We start from the raw sequence: 18,013 nt of genomic DNA on the forward strand, positions 1-18,013 counted from the left end.
GTTGCAAAGTGAAGAGGAACGGCGAGAGTGTCTCAGGATTTGAGCTTATCTTGGGGGGAAATTTAGAGGGAGATAAGAGCAGTTTTGGGAGAAAAACGGGGATAAAATTTGCGGCAGATGATACATTTATGGTTGTTGAGAGCATAATCGAGAGTTATCAGGGGAGCCATTACAAAAATTTTTATGATTATGCTTACGGAATAATTTATGAGTAAAGATATATTCAGACCGCTTCTCTTAAGTAATGAAAAAGAGCTAAAAGAGGAGATAAATAAGAATATTATAGGGGTTCATAAAAAGTACTATTTTGATTATACGGCTTCGGGGTTGGCATATAAAACCATAGAGTCTCGTATGGTAGAGGTGCTGGGTACTTACGCAAATACGCACTCAAAAGAGGCTTCAATGGCTGCAAAAACGGATCTTTTGTACAGAGAAGCACGCAGACATCTAAAGAGCTCTTTAAAACTTGAACTGGATTTTGCAATTTTACCTTCTGGTTGTGGGGCAACGGCAGCCATAAAGAGGTTTCAGGAGATTTTGGGGATATATATTCCGCCTGCAACTCGTAAAAGATTCAATATCCAAAGTTGCAGCGAATCACGCCCGTTGGTAATAGTCGGACCCTACGAGCACCACTCAAACGAGGTAAGCTACCGCGAAGCGTTGTGCGACATTGTCCGTATAGGAATTAACGATAAAGGGATTGTTGATTTAAAAGAGCTTGAGGATGTTTTAAAAAAAAACAGAGATAGAGAAAAAATAGGAGCATTTTGTATAGCTTCAAATGTAACGGGCATTATCACCCCTTATGAAAAGATCTCTCTGCTTCTTCGCAAATATGGTGCAATTGTCTGTTTTGACGGCGCTGCATCATCTCCATATATGAATGTTCCATCCTCTTTTTATGACGTAATGTTTCTATCTCCGCATAAACTTATAGGAGGTCCCGGTTCATGCGGACTTTTGGCTATAAGAAAATCTCTGATAGATGAGAGTATCGCTCCATCGTTTGCGGGCGGAGGAACGGTTGAGTATGTAGACCGCAGTTCTCATAAGTTTATTGATGAAAAGGAGTCCAGAGAGGATGCGGGGACATCTCCCATCTTGCAGCTGATACGTGCGGCATTGGCATATCAGCTTCGCAATGAGATCGGGTTTACATGGATAAAAAAAGAGAAAAACAGGCTCCTAAAACATCTAATAGAGGGCTTATTGAAAATCCCAGGCTGTACTATTTATGGGAATATAGATGAGGAGAATATAGGGATAGTCTCTTTTAATATAGAGGGAGTAGACCCATATAGTCTATGCTCAAACATGTCAAGCAAAAATGGTCTGCAGACCCGCGCAGGCTGCTCTTGCGCAGGACCCTACGGGCATGATCTTTTGGGGTTGGAGGATGAACATGACATAGAAGAGAAACCGGGATGGCTCCGCATCAGTATCCATTTTTCTCAAGAGATCAGCGATATTGATTATCTTCTTGCGGCGCTTAATAAAACCATTTGCGAGATGAAAAATTAAGAGCTATTGAATATTTACAATAGTACAATCTAGCAAAAGCTTATATCAAGGGCACAAAATGGTTTATGAATTGTCAAACCCGGTTACAAAAACGTTGATTATGCATCTAAGAGATCAGAGTAGCGACGCGCTTCGCTTTAGGCATACGGTTGGTGAACTTACAAAGCAGTTGATGTATGAGGCGTTAAAAGAGCCTGTTTTTACTCAAAAGAGCATAACGACATGGCGCGGTAAAGAGAGCTACACTGTTATAGATGAGGACAACATAGTCGTTGCAACGGTTTTGCGTGCGGGTATGCCGATGCTCGATAGCGCTGTGGACCTTCTGCCGGGGGTATCTGCGGGATTTTTGGCTATGAAGAGGGATGAGACGACGCACAAGAGCGTTTTATACTATGACAGGCTTCCGGATTGCAAGGGAAAAACTGTTATCTTGGTTGATCCGATGGTTGCAACGGGTGGTTCTATGATGGACGCGTTAGAGCTAATAAAGGGCAGAGAGCCGCTAAAGATAATCACGCTAAATATCATAGGCTCGCCTGAGGGTTTAGAGAAAGTAAGTAAGGCGTATCCTGAAGTAGATATCTATATCGCGCAGATAGACGAGCGCTTAAATAGCGACAAGTTCATCATCCCTGGGCTTGGGGATGCGGGTGACCGCTCTTACAACACCGTAAAACAGTAGATGACTATAGACCTGCGGGGAAAAACCTCAAACGAGATACTGGAGTGTTTTGAAGCTCTGGATGTAGAGGGTGGTGAAATAGTAGAGGCTGAGGTCCTAGAGTCCGATATAGAGAGTATCGGCTACAAGGCTTGTGTCGATCTGGCACAGCTCTATTTTATGAAGCTTCTTACCCCGATAAAAAAAGATGAAAACACAACCATTTTAAGATTTCAAAAGCTACATGTAAAAAGCTCTTTTCATAACGATAAAGACAACGGCAGAGAAAAGTATGGCGTAGAGAGCGACTTTTTCAGTATCGACAAAACAAAGCAGTTCAGTTTTTTGTACCACTATAAAAAAGCATTGGAATTTATAGATGTTAAGAGTAAAAAGAGGGTTTTAAACCTCGGAGTAAACCGCGGTGACGAGTTTAGAGTGATACAAGAGATGCTTACGTGCGAAGAGTTTAGCACTGTTGAGTTTGTGGGCATTGATTACTCCGCTTCGGCAATTGAGTTTGCAAAAAAAGAGTTTTCGCAACATGAAAATGTCGAGTTTTTTTGTCATGATGTAAACGCTCTTAGTGAGCTGGAGTTAGGAAGATTTGACCTTATTATCTCCATCGGTACGCTTCAAAGCTCAAACATAGAGTTTAACGCTACTTTTATGTCCATATACCAAAACTACTTGGCAAGCGGCGGTGCGATGGTGCTTGGTTTTCCAAACTGCAGATGGATAGAGGGCGAGATGATCTACGGCGCAAAAGCCCCCAATTATCCATTTAGCGAGCTTAGTTTAGTTCTAAAAGATATACACTTCTGCAAAAAGTATCTCCAGCAAAAAAAGTACAGAGCAGTAGTGACGGGGAAGGATTATCTCTTTTTAACAGCGAGAAAAATCGCACAGGTCAAAATTTAATCGAGAGATAAAAGCTTATATCAAATCTGCTGTCTTCGGAGAGATAGTTGTTTTTTTTGTAAATTGCATACGGCGGTTTCGTAGTGGTTTCATACTCGCTTTTTGGCAGCCACTCATGGTAAACCCACTGGATAAATCTTAACATATCTCCCTGTTCTCCTACCAAATCAAACTTGGCGTAAATCCCATCCGAGATATTGAACTTTGGAAGTCTGTCGCTTTTTACCTTTGTTCCCTTTTCTACAACAACGCATGCGACATATTGGCACTCATTAAGAGGTGTTACGGTCGGGTTGTCGTGAAAAAGAGCAATCTGCTTATACTCCGTTATATTATTGCTGAAAATCCATGTTTGAAGTTTTTGCCAAGTGCGGCTTATTTGTGCATTGTAGCCGCTGTGTCTTATGTAGTAGCTCTCTATTATAGGCATTTTCACGACAGTAGGCTCTAAGTTATCAAATTTTGCTGTTGATTTTTTTGCTTTTGGGGATTGCTCGATAATATGCTGTGAATACTCTTTGTAACCGCCGTTTTTCCATTCTTTTGGCGTCATGCTAAATCGCTCTTTAAAAACACGCAAAAATGATGTCTGAGAGCTGTAACCGCATATATTTGCCACATCAGTAATCGTTGAGTATTTATTTGTCAAAAGTAGATTTGACGCTTTTTGAAGTCTTATTGATTTTATACTTTCATAGATATTTTTTCCAAATATATCTTTAAATACTCTATGCATATGAAACTTGCTGACTTTCAAATCAGAACTAAGCTCATCCATATTGATGTTTGTGTCAATGTGCGTGTAAATGTAGTACATAATATCGTTTGCTATTTGTACTCTTTTTTGTAGAGTCTCTTTTTTCATGAGAGCTATTGTAGCAAAAATAATTTATTTTTTAAACACTTATTAATAACTTTTAAAGCAATAATAGATAACTTTATAAGCATAAATAGTGAAGAATTTATTTTTTTAAAAGTATAAAATTTCGTCAAATTTATCCACGAGGTTCATATAATGAAAAAGATTACCAAAATACTTGTTGCAAACAGAGGCGAAATCGCCCTAAGAATTATTAGAGCTTGTAAAGAGTTGGATATTAAAAGTGTAGCTATCTTCTCAGAAGTTGATGTTGAGGGAATCTGGGTAAAAAAAGCTGACGAGTGCTATCCTATTATGGGAGATGCGCTTCAAGCTTATCTTGACTATGACCGCATTATCACTCTAGCGCTAAAAGCAGGTTGTGATGCTATTCACCCTGGATATGGCTTTTTGTCTGAAAATGCAGAGTTTGCACAGGCTTGTGAAGACAGAGGACTTATTTTTATCGGTCCAAAACCTGCACACATCGCACTTTTTGGTGACAAAATGGCTTCAAAAGTTGCAATGAAAGCGATCGGTGTTCCAGTTTTGGAAGGAACAGATGAGCCGGTTACAGATAAAGCAGAGGGTGCAAGAGTTGCTACTCAAATAGGTTTTCCTGTTATTATAAAAGCTGCTTTTGGCGGCGGCGGAAGAGGTATGAGAATCGTTAAAAGCGCAAAACTGTTTGATGAGATGTTTGACTCGGCAACAAATGAAGCGATAAAATATTTTGGAAAAGGAGAGGTTTTCATCGAGAAATATGTTGAAAATCCAAGACATATAGAAATCCAGATTGTTGCCGACAAATACGGTAATGTTGTACACTTGGGCGAGAGAGATTGTTCGATTCAGAGACGTCACCAAAAGGTTATCGAAATCGCTCCATCTCCTAGACTAAGCCCTGAAGCTAGAAAAGAGCTTTACAGAATCTCTACAAAAGCTATGCTAAAGCTAGGTTACGAGAGTGTTGGAACGGTAGAGTATCTGCTTGATGTTGACGACAATATCTACTTCATCGAGATGAACACAAGGGTTCAGGTTGAGCATCCCGTAACTGAGATTATCTCTGGAATAGACATAATACAGCGAATGATAGAGATTGCGGAGGGCGATAAGCTGAAATTTTTACAAGAAGAGATTAACTTCCGCGGATACGCTATTGAGTTTAGAATCAACGCTGAAAATCCTCAAAACAACTTTATGCCATCAATCGGGACTATCACAAACTACATCACTCCGGGCGGTCCTGGTGTAAGAATTGACTCAAGTGCGTATGCAGGATACACAATTCCTCCAAACTATGACTCAATGGTTGGAAAGCTTATCGTTTGGGCGCTTGACTGGGAAGGCGCTGTAAAGAAAGCCTCAAGAGCTTTAGATGAATTTTACATCGACGGCGTTATTACAAACTTGTCTCTTCATAGAGAGATAGTAAAAGATGCTGATTTTATCGCAGGAAAACTAGATACAAGCTATCTTGATAAAAAAATGGAAATATTTAATCTAAAAGCTACAAAATCTATAGCCCAAGAGGAAAAAAAGAGCTCTTTTATCGCAGATATTATAAATAAGATTAAAGAACACAAGCTTATAGTAAGACATTAATAGTTACAAAATGCAAGTTTTAGAGAAATTAAGAGGTTTCTTTTCTTTCGATATAATTTTGCCTCAAAAGACAAAAGGTTTTACCATGACTCACTACAACATTATTCAGGGGAACGAGCTCTTTCGTAAAAGTTATTTCAAGGCTCATGAGAAAGAGTTTTTGGAGCTTGCTACAAAGGGACAGACGCCAAAAGCGCTCTATATAGGCTGTTCTGACTCAAGAGTCGTGCCCGATTTGATGACAAACAGTGCGCCGGGTGATCTTTTTGTCGTTAGAAATATCGGAAATTTTGTCGCACCATATAAGCCCGATGAGGATTTTCACTCAACTGCATCTGCTATTGAGTACGCTGTGAGTGTGCTTAAGGTAAAAAATATCATAGTGTGCGGTCATACAAAGTGCGGGGCGATAGAGGCTATCCATAACAAGAGCTGCAGCGATGATCCCGAGCTTGTCCATACAAAAACATGGCTTACCTTAGGAGAGAGCGCAAAATCACAGGCTATTTTAGCGCTTGGACTCAACGCAGATAAAACAGAGCTTCTACGTCTGACAGAAAAACTCTCAGTCATCTCTCAACTTGAAAATCTTTTTACATACCCCTCTGTTAAAAAGAGAATAGACAGCAATGAAATTGCAATTCACGGCTGGGTTTATGATATCGAGAGTGGAGAGATAGAGTACTACGACCCTGAGATTTCACAGTTTTTGCCGCTTAGCTCACTCAAAAGAGAGAGCTAGAGCAGATACTTTTTAATCCAAACGCTAAGTACATAAAGCCCCCAAACATGCTGTTTAAAAGCGCCTCTTGAAGCCTTTTGAATATACTCCTCAATTGCATCTTTTTTAAAAATCCCACTCTTGTCGTTTACCTCTCTGATAAGCTCAATCTTTTTGCTCTCTAGTAAATACTCCATGTAGGGGTTAGAGAAACCCTTTTTTCTGCGAGAGATAATTTTTTCGCCCAGATAAGGCTTTGCGATTGATTTGAGAAGCGATTTGGTGATGCCATCCTCGTAACGGAGTTTTGGGTCAATCGAGAATAGAGCGGATGCAAACTTATGGTCTAAAAAAGGGGTGCGCGATTCTATGGAGTGCGCCATGCTGATACGGTCAAGTTTACTCAAAAAGTGTTCGGCTTGAAAAAGATTCAAATCAATATAGCTGTACCAGATGCTCTCATCATTATGGCTTGAGTTCTCAAACCTATCTCTATAGCTCTTTATATATTTGAGCGATTCATTATCTCTGACATTTCTTCTCATAAGCATATTTTTTTGCAGGTCTGTGAAACTCTCGCCCGTGGTGCGAAACAGTAGCGTGTCGTCAAATACCCTTTTGTACCTCTCCCACTCCCTGTTCATCGAGAAGTTAGAGTGAAAATAGTTGCTAAGCCAGTTTTTGTTTTTGAGTTTTGTTAATGACTGCACATCTAAAAATTCAAAATATTGCCTGTACCCCAAAAAGAGTTCATCGCTTCCCTCTCCGCTTAAAACCACTTTGAAACCGTCCTGTTTTATGCGCTCAAATAGGAGGTAAAGAGGAACTGCGGCAGGGTCATTTAGCGGCTCATCTAGCGCATCAAGAGTTTTGTCAAGCGCATCGATAAAGTCGTTTTGTGAAATCTCGACCTCTTGGTTTGAGACTCCTAAAAACTCCGCACTCTCCTTTGCATTTTGCCTCTCATCATATTTTGCAAAATCTTTGTAGCCCAGCGTATAGGTCTGCAGTTTTGTGCCATTTTTTAGGGCAAAGGCGTTTATTAGAGCACTGTCGATTCCGCCTGAGAGAAGCGATGCCATGGGAACATCTGCGCTAAGTCTCATGTTTATGGACTCTTGCAGAATATTTTCTAGCTTGAACACGGCTTCATCTCTGTCTGTTATGAGGTTTACTTTAGCATCAAGCAGGTCAAAGTAGCGTTTGAGTTCAACTTTTTTATCTCTAAAAGTAAGGTACTCTCCCGCGGCTAATTTTTTGATATTTTTAAAAAATGTAAAGGGAGGAGTGGGAGCCAAAAATGAGAGGTAGCTAAGAAGCGCATCCTCATCCATCTCAACTTTTTGCAAAAAGGGCAGAAGCGCTTTTATCTCAGAAGCAAATATAAAAGATTTGTTATGGAGGTAAAAGAGCGGTTTTTTGCCCAGTCTATCGCGAAAAAGGTAAAGCGTCTCATCGTCTAAAAGTGCGATTGCAAACATGCCGCGCAAGTACGCTACAAAACCGACTCCCCACTTAAGATATGCCGCAATGATAACCTCGCCCTCACTTTGCGATTTAAAGTCAAAATCGTTTTTGAGCTCATCTCTAAGCTCTTTGAAGTTGTAGATCTCTCCGTTAAACGAGAGCAGGATTTTCTCATGGGAGAGCGGCTGGTTTGAGCGTGCATGAGTGTCGATTATGCCGAGGCGCTGATGCGCAAAAAAGAGGTTCTCTCTCTCAACGACTCCGCAAAAGTCCGGTCCTCTGTGGGTGAGTTTGCCAAGAGCAGCTTTTGCAACGCTCGCATCATACTTTCCTAAAATCCCAAAGACTCCACACACTAGATACTATCTTTCAAAAAAGCGACGGTTATATCGTCTTGCATGTAATCATCTCTCAGTATTACCTTTTTAACGCCCAAATGTACTGCCATCTGCTCTATCTGGGCAGTCGTAAGGTAGTTGTATGTTTCGCTATTTTTCTCTCCATGAAGCACGTTAAAGAGAAAGCCGACTCTAGAAGCGTTAAAGCAGTTTTGCACAAAAAGGTGCGTCTCAAACTCCTCTAAAACATTCATAGCGCCGCTGCAGACGTAAAAATCAGCAGGGGGAAGTATCTCTTTGCAGATGTCTGCTATGAGTATTTCACACCCTGTTCTCTCGCTTGCAATGGAGTACATGTCAGGAAGGGAGTCTATGCCGATGTACTCTTTTGGCACTCTTTTTTTCTTTTGCATGTAGAGATACAAATCGCCAAATCCACATCCGGCATCCGCAATGCGGTAGGGGCTTAAATCACCTGGGAGCATCTCCAGAAGAATATCAAAGCGCAGTTGTTGAGACTCTTTTGAGTGCCAGTTTACCCCTTTTGCGCTTATGCCGTATTTGTCTATGGCTGATGAGTAGAATTTTTGGCTATCAACGCGAGGCATGATTATAGAGTTTAATGTTAATATTTTTTGATTTCATTTGCAAATTATAGTATAAAATAGGTCTAATTGTTTCAAAGGATTTATTATGAGTCATATCTATAACCTAGCTATCATAGGTGCCGGTCCGGCTGGAATTGCAACGGCTGTTGAGAGTTATCTGCAGGGCATTAGGGGTATAGTTTTGCTAGAAAAAGATGAAAATCACAACTCCACCATACGAAAATATTACAAGGATAATAAAAGAGTAGACAAGGATTGGAAGGGCAAAAAAGTTGAGCTTGACGGCAGAATCTACTTTGTGGATGGAACAAAAGAGAGCACTTTGGACTTTTTTGATGAGATCTTGGCAAATCACTCCGTGGAGCTTAAAACCCACACAGAGGTGCAAAAGATAGAAAAAAGAGATGGTTATTTTGAGGTTTTTATAGCGGGCGGCAGCATCAATGCAAAATATGTCGTGGTCACCATAGGCAGAATGGGAAAACCCAATAAACCAGACTACAAGATACCATTAGAGATTAAAAAGAGAGTTGGTTTTACGCTTGAGGGGTGCCTTGGCGGAGAGAAGGTTCTGGTTGTCGGCGGTGGAGACAGTGCGATAGAGTATGCGGTTGATTTGAGCGCGAAAAATGAGGTCACAATCTGCTACAGACGTGAGAGTTTTAGGCGTGCTAATCCGACAAACCAAAGAGATATTGCAAATGCTATCGCCTACAAAGAAGTTGAGGCGCTTTTGGGAGTGGATATTGTCTCACTAGAGAGTGATAATGAGAGAGTAAAAGTTAACTTTGACACAATTGAGTCTCGTGTTTTTGATAGAGTCATTTATGCCATCGGCGGTACGACACCAAGCGCATTTTTGGCAAGTTCTGGCATAAAAGAGGAGGATGGCAAACCTGTTCATGACGAGAATTATGAGACAAATGTCAAAGGACTTTTTGTAGCAGGTGATATAACGCAAGAATCAGGCGGAAGCATAGCTCTTGGGCTGAACCACGGATATGCGATTGCATGTCATATACAGGGGCAAGAGGTGTAGAGAGAGCTACTCTAGCTCTAGCTCTTCAAAGAGCTCTAAAAACTCTGCCTTACCCATAAAACCCATTCTCTCATAGCCAGACTTCTCATCTTTTGGGTCTATTATGTAGGTTGTAGGCACTATGGGAGTGTTGAGGTAGGGCGGAAATCCTCCCTCTTTTTTGTTTATAATGAGAGGGATATACTTTCTCTTTATAAGTTCATCTATAGTTTTATCCGAGAGTGTCGTTTTTTCAAATCTTATACACCAAGGGCAGTTGTTTGTGACCATAAATACCATAAGCCCTTTGTTCTCATCTTTTGCTTTTTTGAGTGCTCTGTTGTAGTTTGTCTCGTACCCCATCTCTTTGGCAAACTCTTTGTAGCTTTGCGCAGAGGCTATTAAAACAGTAAGTAAAAACGCTAGCAGAGCTTTCATAGGCTATCCCCTTTCTGTTGGGTTGGCAAAATTATCAAGCAGGCTCTATGCCTTTTTTTATTTTGTAGTTGTTTATCAACTTGATAATGATCATTATAGCGATCGCCTGAAAAAGAGAAGCTAAAATAAGAGCGTAGTAGTGAAGCTCGTCTATGCTGTTTGCATTATATGCAAGAGTTGCCATTGCTATAAGAAGTGTCAGTGGCATAGAGTGTGAGAGCCCCATAAGGATGGCATCGACAAAACCGAGATCCTTTATAAAAACCAATGAAGCTACCAGTCTCATAAGCGTCATAGCAAGCGTGATAAAGAGCGCTTTTGTTATAAGGCCTTCCATAAATAACATCTCTAGGTTAAATGAACTTCCGATATGGATGAAAAATATAGGCACCAAAAATCCAAAGCCGAAGGAGGCGAGTTTTTCGGGCAGCTCATGTTTATGTTCAAAAAAGGTAGGAATAAAAATCCCCGCCAAAAATGCGCCAAAGGCAAGCTCTAAATCCAGATAGAGCATCGCGCCGACAAGAAGGAAGAATATCCCCATGGAGAGCCTGATATCCTGTTCTTTGTTGTCATCATGCGGCATAAGAGATGTTGAGACCTGTGGAAACCACCAAAAGAGAAGCTCCATAGCGCGAAAGAGCAAAAACATAAAGAGCAAGAAGAGAGCAAGCGCAAATATTGTCTTAACAAGCCCCACTCCTAGACCCGACTGAAGTGCCGCAGACGTGAGAGTCAAAAAGCCTATGCTAACTATTTCGCCTATCGCCCCTGCCGTCATAGAGAGCGAGAGCCACGGAGTCTTGCCGTACTCTTTTGAGAGCGTAGCAATAAGTCCCACTGAGATAAGAGGCATAAGCACCATAAATATCTTTCCAAGATCAAGGTAGAGAGAAAGAGCGATGGAAAATGCGTACAAAATAACAAGATAGATGACGATTTTCTTTATCAACTCTCTTGGTGTCTTTAGAGTATTTTTTAGATTGATCTCTGTCCCGGCGATAAACATCAGGTATAAAAATCCAAGTTCGGCAACTATTGCAAAAAGGTGCTCCTCATGCAAAAAGCCGACATAGGCAAAGATAGCTCCAAAGATAATCTCAATAGGGGTGGTCGGAAGCTTTAAAAGCTTCGCAAAAAACGGCGAAAATATGATGATAAGAGAGATAGTTACTACAAGTAAGACATTTTCATGCATGGTTTTATTGCACCGCTTTTGCTATTTTTAGACCCAATGATTTGAGCATTTGTAAATCTTTGCTCATCTCACGTCCCCTGGTTGTAAGGTAGTTCCCGATGACTATGGAGTTTGCTCCATGCGAAAAAATCTCGCTTTGTCTCTCGCCAAACATTAGCTCCCTGCCTCCGGCGACCATAATCCGCTCGGCATTTGGAATCATCTCCCGCGTGAGTTCTACCAAAGAGAGCGCTTCGTCGACACTCAGAGGATTTGGTTTAAGTTCCAACGCTTCGTTATGGTGGTAGAAGTTTATAGGAACGGATGTGGGATTGAGTGACTTTAGTGACTCAATCATTGAGATTCTGTCTTCATGCGTCTCCCCAAGCCCGAAAATTCCGCCGCTGATAAGAACCAAGCCGGCTCTGTTTACATTTTGGCAAGTCTCATATCTCTCATCCCAAGAGTGGGTTGTGCAGATTTTTGGGTAGAACTCTTTTGAGGTTTCAAGATTGTGGTTGTAGGCTTTTATGCCCGCATTTTTGAGTGTAAGAAGCTGCTCAAGAGTTGCCGTGCCGTTACATGCAATGAGCCTAAGTTGCGGAACTTCTTTTGTTAAAATCTCAGCTATAGAGCAGACAAAAGAGAGCGTTTTTTCATTAAGCCCTTTATCGGCAGTTACAAGACAAAAGCCCAAAGCACCGTTTTGCTGCGCCATTCTTGCCTCTTGTAAAATAAGCTCCATATCTTTTTGCTTGTAGCGCTCTATGTCCGCTTTGTAACGCACGCTTTGGGAGCAAAACTTACAATCTTCATTGCATGTACCGCTGTTTATGTTGCAGATTGCGCATAAAAATATCTCTTTATTCACGGTTTTGCCTTATAAATTTAAACTCTTCTTTTTTTATCTCTTCACTCTTGTTTGCTCTTGTATATCTTGTTACCACAAACTCACTTTCTTGTATCTCTAGCATTGCCCACTCAGAGAGCGGCTTATTTCTGGCGCAAACTTCTCCTGAATTTAAGAAGAGGGTATTTCCTGTAAACTCGAGCGAAAACTCATGTGTATGTGCAAATATGACAACATCCGTATCGGGAGCCATATAAAAAGGGAGATGCATCAGTTTAAACTTTGTATCTGCAAGTTTGAAGTAGTATGGCTCTTGGACGAGATTGAACTGGTTGTGAAATTGCGCCAGATGCGCGTCATTGTTTCCATAAACCGCTTCATATCTCAATCCGCTCTCTTGCAAGAGATGAAGAACTTCGACATCTACTATATCGCCCGCATGCAGCATAAATTCAGCGCCGTCTTTTATAAGGGTATCAATCGCTCTTTTGGCTTTTTTCACCTTAGTATGAGTGTCTGCAATGATACCTATTTTCATGGTCGTCTCTACTCTATATCTTCAACTGGCGTTCTAGTTTTACACTTTATACACTCGTAAACCTCTTTGCCTCTGTATGTTCTTCTTGCCAAAGCGCCACCGCACCCTTTTTCTTTACACTTGATGGTTGTAGGTTCAAATTTGGAGATGAAAGTACATTTAGGGTAGTTTTCACATCCCCAGAACGGACCGCGTCTTGAGTTTTTAAGGCTTATTTTGCCACCACAATCAGGACATGGAGTCTCGCTTATTTTCTCCTCTACGTTTATGCTCTTTGTGTTTTTACACTCAGGATATCCGCTGCATGCTAAAAACTGACCGTTTCTGCCGCTCTTAATAACCATCTCTTTGCCGCATTTGTCGCATATTTCGTCGCTCGTATGTGCGTTTGATTTCTCTTCGCCCTCTTTTGCTTCGCCCTCAACCTGCTCTGTATATTTACACTTTGGAAAGCCGCTGCATGCAATGAACTCTCCAAATCTTCCGGAGCGAAGAAGCAGCTCTTCGCCGCATTTAGGGCAAGGGCGACCAAGAGGCGTTGCAATTTTGAGCGAAACTATCTTCTCTTTACCCTCTTTTACCTTCTCGTCAAACTCAAAGTAGAAATCACTCAGCAGTTTTTGCCAGTCGTTTTGTCCCTCTGCAACTTCATCCAGCTTCTCTTCCATGTTCGCCGTAAAAGAGACATCAACAATGTTTGGAAAGTGTTTTTCCAGTATCTCGGTAACCGTAAAAGCTATCTCTGTCGGGATGATCTGCTTTTTCTCGATGGTCACATATGTTCTGTTGCTAAGAGTCGCAATAGTCGGAGCGTAAGTTGAAGGACGTCCGATTCCCTCGCTCTCAAGTTTTTTGATGAGCGCCGCTTCGGAGTAGCGAGCAGGCGGCTCTGTAAAGTGCTGCTCCTGTTTTACTTTTTGTATCTCAGCACCCTCTCTCTCTTTAAGCGCAGGGAGGAGCTTGTCTTTGTCTTCGGCTCCCGTGAGTGCGTAAAAACCGTCAAAGAGGAGCTTTCTTCCGCTTGCTCTGTATTCGTTCTCTTTTCCGCTGAAGATGATGCTTTGCTGCTCAAAGAGTGCGTCGTTCATCTGACAAGCCATAAAGCGCTCATATATAAGGCGGTAGAGTTTTATCTCATCAGGTTTTAGAAATGATGCTGCTACTTCGGGAGTAAACGCAAGCGTGGTTGGGCGGATTGCTTCGTGAGCCTCTTGCGCGCCTTTTGCTTTTTTAGTATAGACTTTAGGTTCATCAGGAAGATATTTCTTTCCAAATCTGCTCTCAATTACGCCGCGAACTGCACTTACAGCCTCTTGCGCAAGGTTGAGTGAATCTGTTCTCATGTAGGTAATAACACCGCTTGTTCCGCTTGGAGTTTTAACACCCTCATAAAGTGCTTGCGCTACCATCATCGTTTTTTTAGGGGTAAATCCCAGTTTGCTTGAAGCGGTCTGTTGTAGTGTTGAAGTCATAAAAGGCGGAGGAGTCGCACTTTTTCTCTCCTTTGTTTCAATCTTTGAGATAACAAACGAGTCGGCTTTTACGCTCTCTACGATAGCATCAGCCTCTTCTTTGTTTTTTATAGAGAGCTTTGATAGTTTCTCTTGTTTATGGGCTATGAGTGTCGCTTCAATATCTTTTTTAAAAAGCGTATCTATTGTCCAGAACTCCTCAGGCACAAACGCTTTTATCTCTCTCTCACGGTCTACTACAAGCTTGAGTGTTGATGATTGAACACGACCTGCGGAGAGTCCTTTTTGGATCTTTGAACTAAGCAGAGGGGAGAGTTTATACCCCACGACACGGTCTAAAATACGGCGTGCTTGCTGCGCGTTTACCATGTCCATATCTATTTTGCGGGCGTTTAAGAGGGCGTTATTTATCGCGGTTTTTGTTATCTCATGAAAGACTATTCTAGGGAGTGTCTCAGGGTCTCTTTTGATAGCATGGGCAATATGCCACCCAATAGCTTCACCCTCGCGATCCTCATCGGTCGCGATGTATATCGTGTCACTCTTTTTTGCCAAAGCGTTTATCTCTTTTACGATTGCGGCGTTCTCTTTTGCAACACTATAAGCGGGGACAAGATGGTTCTCCTCATCTATAGTGATTCCAAAACGGGATTTTGGAAGGTCCCGTATATGACCTTTTGAAGCGATGACCTCATAATCTTTGCCGAGAAAGTTTTTAATGGTCTTGGCTTTAGCGGGTGATTCGACGATAATTAAGTTCAAATAGTTTTCCTATTGTGCTATACATTATATATAGTGAAGTGATTTTTAAGTTTGGAAGTGTAGCAAAAAAAGTATAAATAGTAAAAACCTTATCTTTTTTTAAAAATGTTTGTAAATTTATTAAAGTTATTTTTCTTGCTGTCGATTTACTAACATCAAGGCAAGGAAGCCGAGATAAAAATTAACTTAGAGCCAAGGCTCTACCCGAAAAGGATTTATTATGGGATTTAGAATTAACACAAACATTGGTGCGATGAACGCACACAGAAGTGCTACAAACAACAATATCGGACTTGACAAAAGTCTTAACGCTCTTTCTTCAGGCTTAAGAATCAACAGAGCGGCTGACGATTCTGCTGGTCTTGCAATTGCAAACCAACTTTCAGCTCAATCAAATGGTCTTGGTCAGGCGATTAGAAATGCAAATGATGGTATCGGTCTTATCCAAACGGCTGATGGTGCTCTTGAAGAGTATGGAAATATCTTAAACAGAGTTAGAACACTTGCTGTTCAAGCAGCCAATGATACTCAGAGTACTACTTCTCGTGGTTATATCTCTGGAGAGATTACGGCTCTTATGTCACAAGCGGATGATATTGCCACTACAACTTCGTTTAATGGTATTAACCTTTTGGACGCAACTGGTGGAAATGCAGGAGCGTTTACATTCCATACCGGTGCTTATTCAAATGAGACACAATCTGTAACAATAGCAGATGCGCAGGTCACAGCGATAGTTGGTACTGCAGGTACTTATGAGGTAAATACGCAGACATTAGCGGAAGCGACAATCTCAAATATGGACACAGCTATAGTTGCGATTGATGGTCTTCGTGCTAATCTTGGTGCTGCGCAAAACAGACTAGAGTCGACAGTTAGAAATATCTCTGTAACTCAAGTAAACGTTAAAGCGGCTGAATCAAATATTCGTGATGTTGACTTTGCTGCTGAGTCTGCAAACTTTGCAAAACACAATATCTTGGCACAATCTGGTTCATATGCTATGAGTCAGGCTAACGCTGTTCAACAAAACGTTCTTAGACTACTTCAGTAGTCTAAATAAAGCAGCGTAAGCTGCGAGGACGTTTCTTTAAACGATATGGTGAGATTTTAATCTCACCATATTTCTAACACCGCTCTTTTATAAAATCTTCAAAATTCTTTTCATAAATATTTTCTATATCAAGAAGCTCTCTCTCTATAAAGCCATTAAATATCTTTATATGTTTTTTGCTATTTTTCAGCCCTTTGGTATTGAAAAAATCCATAATTATAGGCAATACATAGCTGAAATAGCTGTGATAAATGGTAGTAAGATTATTGCTTATGTTGTCATTTCTGGATAAAAGCTTAGATGTTATGCCCAGTAAATCATAAAGATAAGTATCTTTATTTGTTTTTGAAACCTTTTCTATATATTTAAGAATTTTATTTTTTATCTCTTTTGAGTAGGTAAGTCTTTTTTTTATGAGTTCCATATCATCCCTACTTAACTCTTTGGAAGAGTGTTTATTCAGAAGATCATGCACAGAAGCAATAAGTTCCTGTTTGTTAATTGTTTTAAATGAGTCTGTATTGATATCTTGTACATTTTTTGGAGTGCTTAAGTGTATAGATGCTCCATCATTGAGATTATAAATGGTTTGATCTTGCAGTTTTAATCTCGGTATACCAGTATAGAGAGATTGTATAGATCCATGAAACAGTGATGTAGTATATACAGTCTCCGTAAAGTTTCCTTTTACAGGGAAAAGATTTTTTCTAAGTGACATAACATTTTCTAGATTGTCTTTTGCTAACATGTCATTTTTAGAGCTATATATATGATCCTCAGAGTGGGTAGATCCGCTCTCTTGATCAACTGCCAGGTCTTGCCCGAGCAGGTAGAGTTCTTTGGCATTAAGCATAAGTGAAAGCAAGAGAGTAGAGGAGCCTACACATCTTCCTCCAGAGAATTGTCCAAAATTTTGAAAATAATTAACTTGGTCTTCATAATAATAGATTTGTTCTTTTGAGAAGATATCTCTCATTTTTGCCGGTGAAAAAGATCCTAATATAATAATGCTATCTTTCAAAAACTCTTTAATCGGAAAACTTTCTAAGTGGGGCAGTGAGGCTTCAAATCCATCAATATGTGCAACAACATCCGGAACAATGTCGTTGTCATATAGAGTTTTAAGCGTTGCCGTTACGGTAATAATAATAAACTTTTTATGATTTGCCCTCAACCAATCAATATTTTTTTTAAGCGAAGGACCGGCAGTGATTAGGAGTACAGGCTTTTTTGAAAATATAGAATCCTCAAAGTGTCTTGAGAGATCCAGTACTCTATACCCGTTATTCATATACTCTAGAGGGCGTAATATTTTTTTGAGTTGCGTTTTGTATGGAAATACAGTAAATGATTGTGATGTGAGGGCATTTTGAATCTGCTTTATTTTGTTGTTTGAGTGTGCCGGAAAGTAAGAGTACTTCAGATATCGGTTATAAAAAAATGTATTTTCTAAAAACCTATTCATTTGAGTAAGAAAAATATTTTCATCATCTCCTATAGAGAAGTAGAGTTTGGAATTTTTTGCAATATCAAAGTAAGAGGTTATAAAAAGTGAGAGCCTAAAAAGCTCAATATCATCCTCAATAATTAAATACTCTTTTGCTTTAATTTTTTCATTTATAAGAGGAATATGAACTCCTAAGCCGATACCTATAAAGATGAATTTTTCAATACTGTTCATCTCATCACTCTCATCTATATTATCAATATAATAATTCATTACAGGAAAAATGCCTTCAAAACCACTGCTTTTATCATCTAGATTTGCTAGCCGCTCATCTGAAAATTTGTATAAAGGGAAACCTTCAAAGCTATATGAATTTTTATAAAAATCTACTTGTTTGCATAGCTCTTTGGATATCTCATGGCTATCATTATTGTAAAGATATCGACCGCTTTTTAGCTCTTTGACATCAAAGTAAGTTTTTATATACTCTAAATCGTATCTCGGCGTATAGCTACCGTTTTCAAGTGCTAAATTGAATTCTTGC

Annotated in this window: 16 protein-coding genes and 1 pseudogene; 8 read left to right on the top strand and 9 right to left on the bottom strand. The window is 40.2% G+C overall.

The window, feature by feature from the left end:
* From RQ763_RS02225 to RQ763_RS02240, 4 genes and pseudogenes are all read left to right on the top strand, one after another.
* Window positions 1-215 (top strand): annotated as a pseudogene (locus RQ763_RS02225) (nitrite/sulfite reductase); the annotation flags it as partial.
* Window positions 208-1,527, top strand: coding sequence for an aminotransferase class V-fold PLP-dependent enzyme (locus RQ763_RS02230; protein WP_314150883.1), 1,320 nt, complete (start codon window positions 208-210; stop codon window positions 1,525-1,527). The pseudogene RQ763_RS02225 and the gene RQ763_RS02230, both read left to right, overlap by 8 nt.
* A 58-nt stretch (window positions 1,528-1,585) precedes the next feature.
* A complete protein-coding gene (upp, locus tag RQ763_RS02235; protein WP_314150884.1) occupies window positions 1,586-2,212 on the top strand; it encodes a uracil phosphoribosyltransferase in 627 nt (208 codons plus the stop codon).
* Window positions 2,213-3,112: a class I SAM-dependent methyltransferase gene (locus RQ763_RS02240; RefSeq protein WP_314150885.1), complete on the top strand. Its 900-nt coding sequence runs from the start codon at window positions 2,213-2,215 to the stop codon at window positions 3,110-3,112.
* Here the strand turns inward: RQ763_RS02240 and RQ763_RS02245 are convergent.
* The gene (locus RQ763_RS02245) at window positions 3,102-3,977 is read right to left on the bottom strand and encodes an AraC family transcriptional regulator (protein ID WP_314150886.1); all 876 of its coding nucleotides are present in this window, start codon (window positions 3,975-3,977) and stop codon (window positions 3,102-3,104) included. The two genes, RQ763_RS02240 and RQ763_RS02245, sit on opposite strands and share 11 nt — an antisense overlap.
* Before the next feature lie 150 nt (window positions 3,978-4,127).
* Here RQ763_RS02245 and RQ763_RS02250 point away from each other — a divergent pair, with 150 nt between their 5' ends.
* Window positions 4,128-5,579 carry an acetyl-CoA carboxylase biotin carboxylase subunit gene (locus RQ763_RS02250; protein WP_314150887.1) on the top strand — a complete coding sequence of 484 codons (1,452 nt, stop codon included), beginning with the start codon at window positions 4,128-4,130 and terminating at the stop codon, window positions 5,577-5,579.
* A gap of 85 nt (window positions 5,580-5,664) precedes the next feature.
* Window positions 5,665-6,321 (top strand): carbonic anhydrase, encoded by a 657-nt coding sequence (locus tag RQ763_RS02255; RefSeq protein WP_314150888.1) that lies wholly within the window; start codon window positions 5,665-5,667, stop codon window positions 6,319-6,321.
* Here the strand turns inward: RQ763_RS02255 and asnB are convergent.
* Both asnB and RQ763_RS02265 read right to left on the bottom strand, forming a co-directional pair.
* A complete protein-coding gene (asnB, locus tag RQ763_RS02260) occupies window positions 6,318-8,123 on the bottom strand; it encodes an asparagine synthase (glutamine-hydrolyzing) (protein WP_314150889.1) in 1,806 nt (601 codons plus the stop codon). The two genes, RQ763_RS02255 and asnB, sit on opposite strands and share 4 nt — an antisense overlap.
* Complete coding sequence (locus RQ763_RS02265; protein ID WP_314150891.1) at window positions 8,123-8,713, bottom strand: class I SAM-dependent methyltransferase; 591 nt, start codon at window positions 8,711-8,713, stop codon at window positions 8,123-8,125. The genes asnB and RQ763_RS02265 overlap by 1 nt, the downstream gene beginning before the upstream one ends.
* Before the next feature lie 85 nt (window positions 8,714-8,798).
* On the opposite strand from RQ763_RS02265, the gene RQ763_RS02270 reads away from it, so the two are divergent.
* On the top strand, window positions 8,799-9,752 hold the full coding sequence (locus tag RQ763_RS02270; RefSeq protein ID WP_314150892.1) for an NAD(P)-binding domain-containing protein: 954 nt from the start codon (window positions 8,799-8,801) through the stop codon (window positions 9,750-9,752).
* A 6-nt stretch (window positions 9,753-9,758) separates the two neighbouring features.
* On the opposite strand, the gene RQ763_RS02275 is transcribed toward RQ763_RS02270, so the two are convergent.
* The 5 genes from RQ763_RS02275 to topA are packed head-to-tail and all read right to left on the bottom strand — an operon-like array spanning window position 9,759 to window position 14,968.
* Window positions 9,759-10,169, bottom strand: a complete 411-nt coding sequence (locus RQ763_RS02275; protein WP_314150893.1) for a thioredoxin family protein — start codon at window positions 10,167-10,169, stop codon at window positions 9,759-9,761.
* A gap of 34 nt (window positions 10,170-10,203) precedes the next feature.
* The gene (locus RQ763_RS02280) at window positions 10,204-11,367 is read right to left on the bottom strand and encodes a cation:proton antiporter (RefSeq protein ID WP_314150895.1); all 1,164 of its coding nucleotides are present in this window, start codon (window positions 11,365-11,367) and stop codon (window positions 10,204-10,206) included.
* Between the two features lie 4 nt (window positions 11,368-11,371).
* Window positions 11,372-12,217: a biotin synthase gene (locus RQ763_RS02285; protein WP_314150897.1), complete on the bottom strand. Its 846-nt coding sequence runs from the start codon at window positions 12,215-12,217 to the stop codon at window positions 11,372-11,374.
* Window positions 12,210-12,734, bottom strand: a complete 525-nt coding sequence (locus tag RQ763_RS02290) for a YfcE family phosphodiesterase (protein ID WP_314150898.1) — start codon at window positions 12,732-12,734, stop codon at window positions 12,210-12,212. The genes RQ763_RS02285 and RQ763_RS02290 overlap by 8 nt, the downstream gene beginning before the upstream one ends.
* Window positions 12,735-12,742: 8 nt before the next feature.
* Window positions 12,743-14,968, bottom strand: a complete 2,226-nt coding sequence (topA, locus tag RQ763_RS02295; RefSeq protein WP_314150899.1) for a type I DNA topoisomerase — start codon at window positions 14,966-14,968, stop codon at window positions 12,743-12,745.
* 220 nt (window positions 14,969-15,188) lie between these two features.
* Here topA and RQ763_RS02300 point away from each other — a divergent pair, with 220 nt between their 5' ends.
* Window positions 15,189-16,022, top strand: coding sequence for a flagellin (locus RQ763_RS02300; protein ID WP_314150901.1), 834 nt, complete (start codon window positions 15,189-15,191; stop codon window positions 16,020-16,022).
* A gap of 73 nt (window positions 16,023-16,095) precedes the next feature.
* On the opposite strand, the gene RQ763_RS02305 is transcribed toward RQ763_RS02300, so the two are convergent.
* On the bottom strand, window positions 16,096-18,013 hold a 1,918-nt coding region (locus RQ763_RS02305; protein ID WP_314150902.1), incomplete at its 5' end, for a motility associated factor glycosyltransferase family protein.

It is taken from the genome of Sulfurimonas sp. (assembly GCF_032250635.1).
GTDB lineage: Bacteria > Campylobacterota > Campylobacteria > Campylobacterales > Sulfurimonadaceae > Sulfurimonas.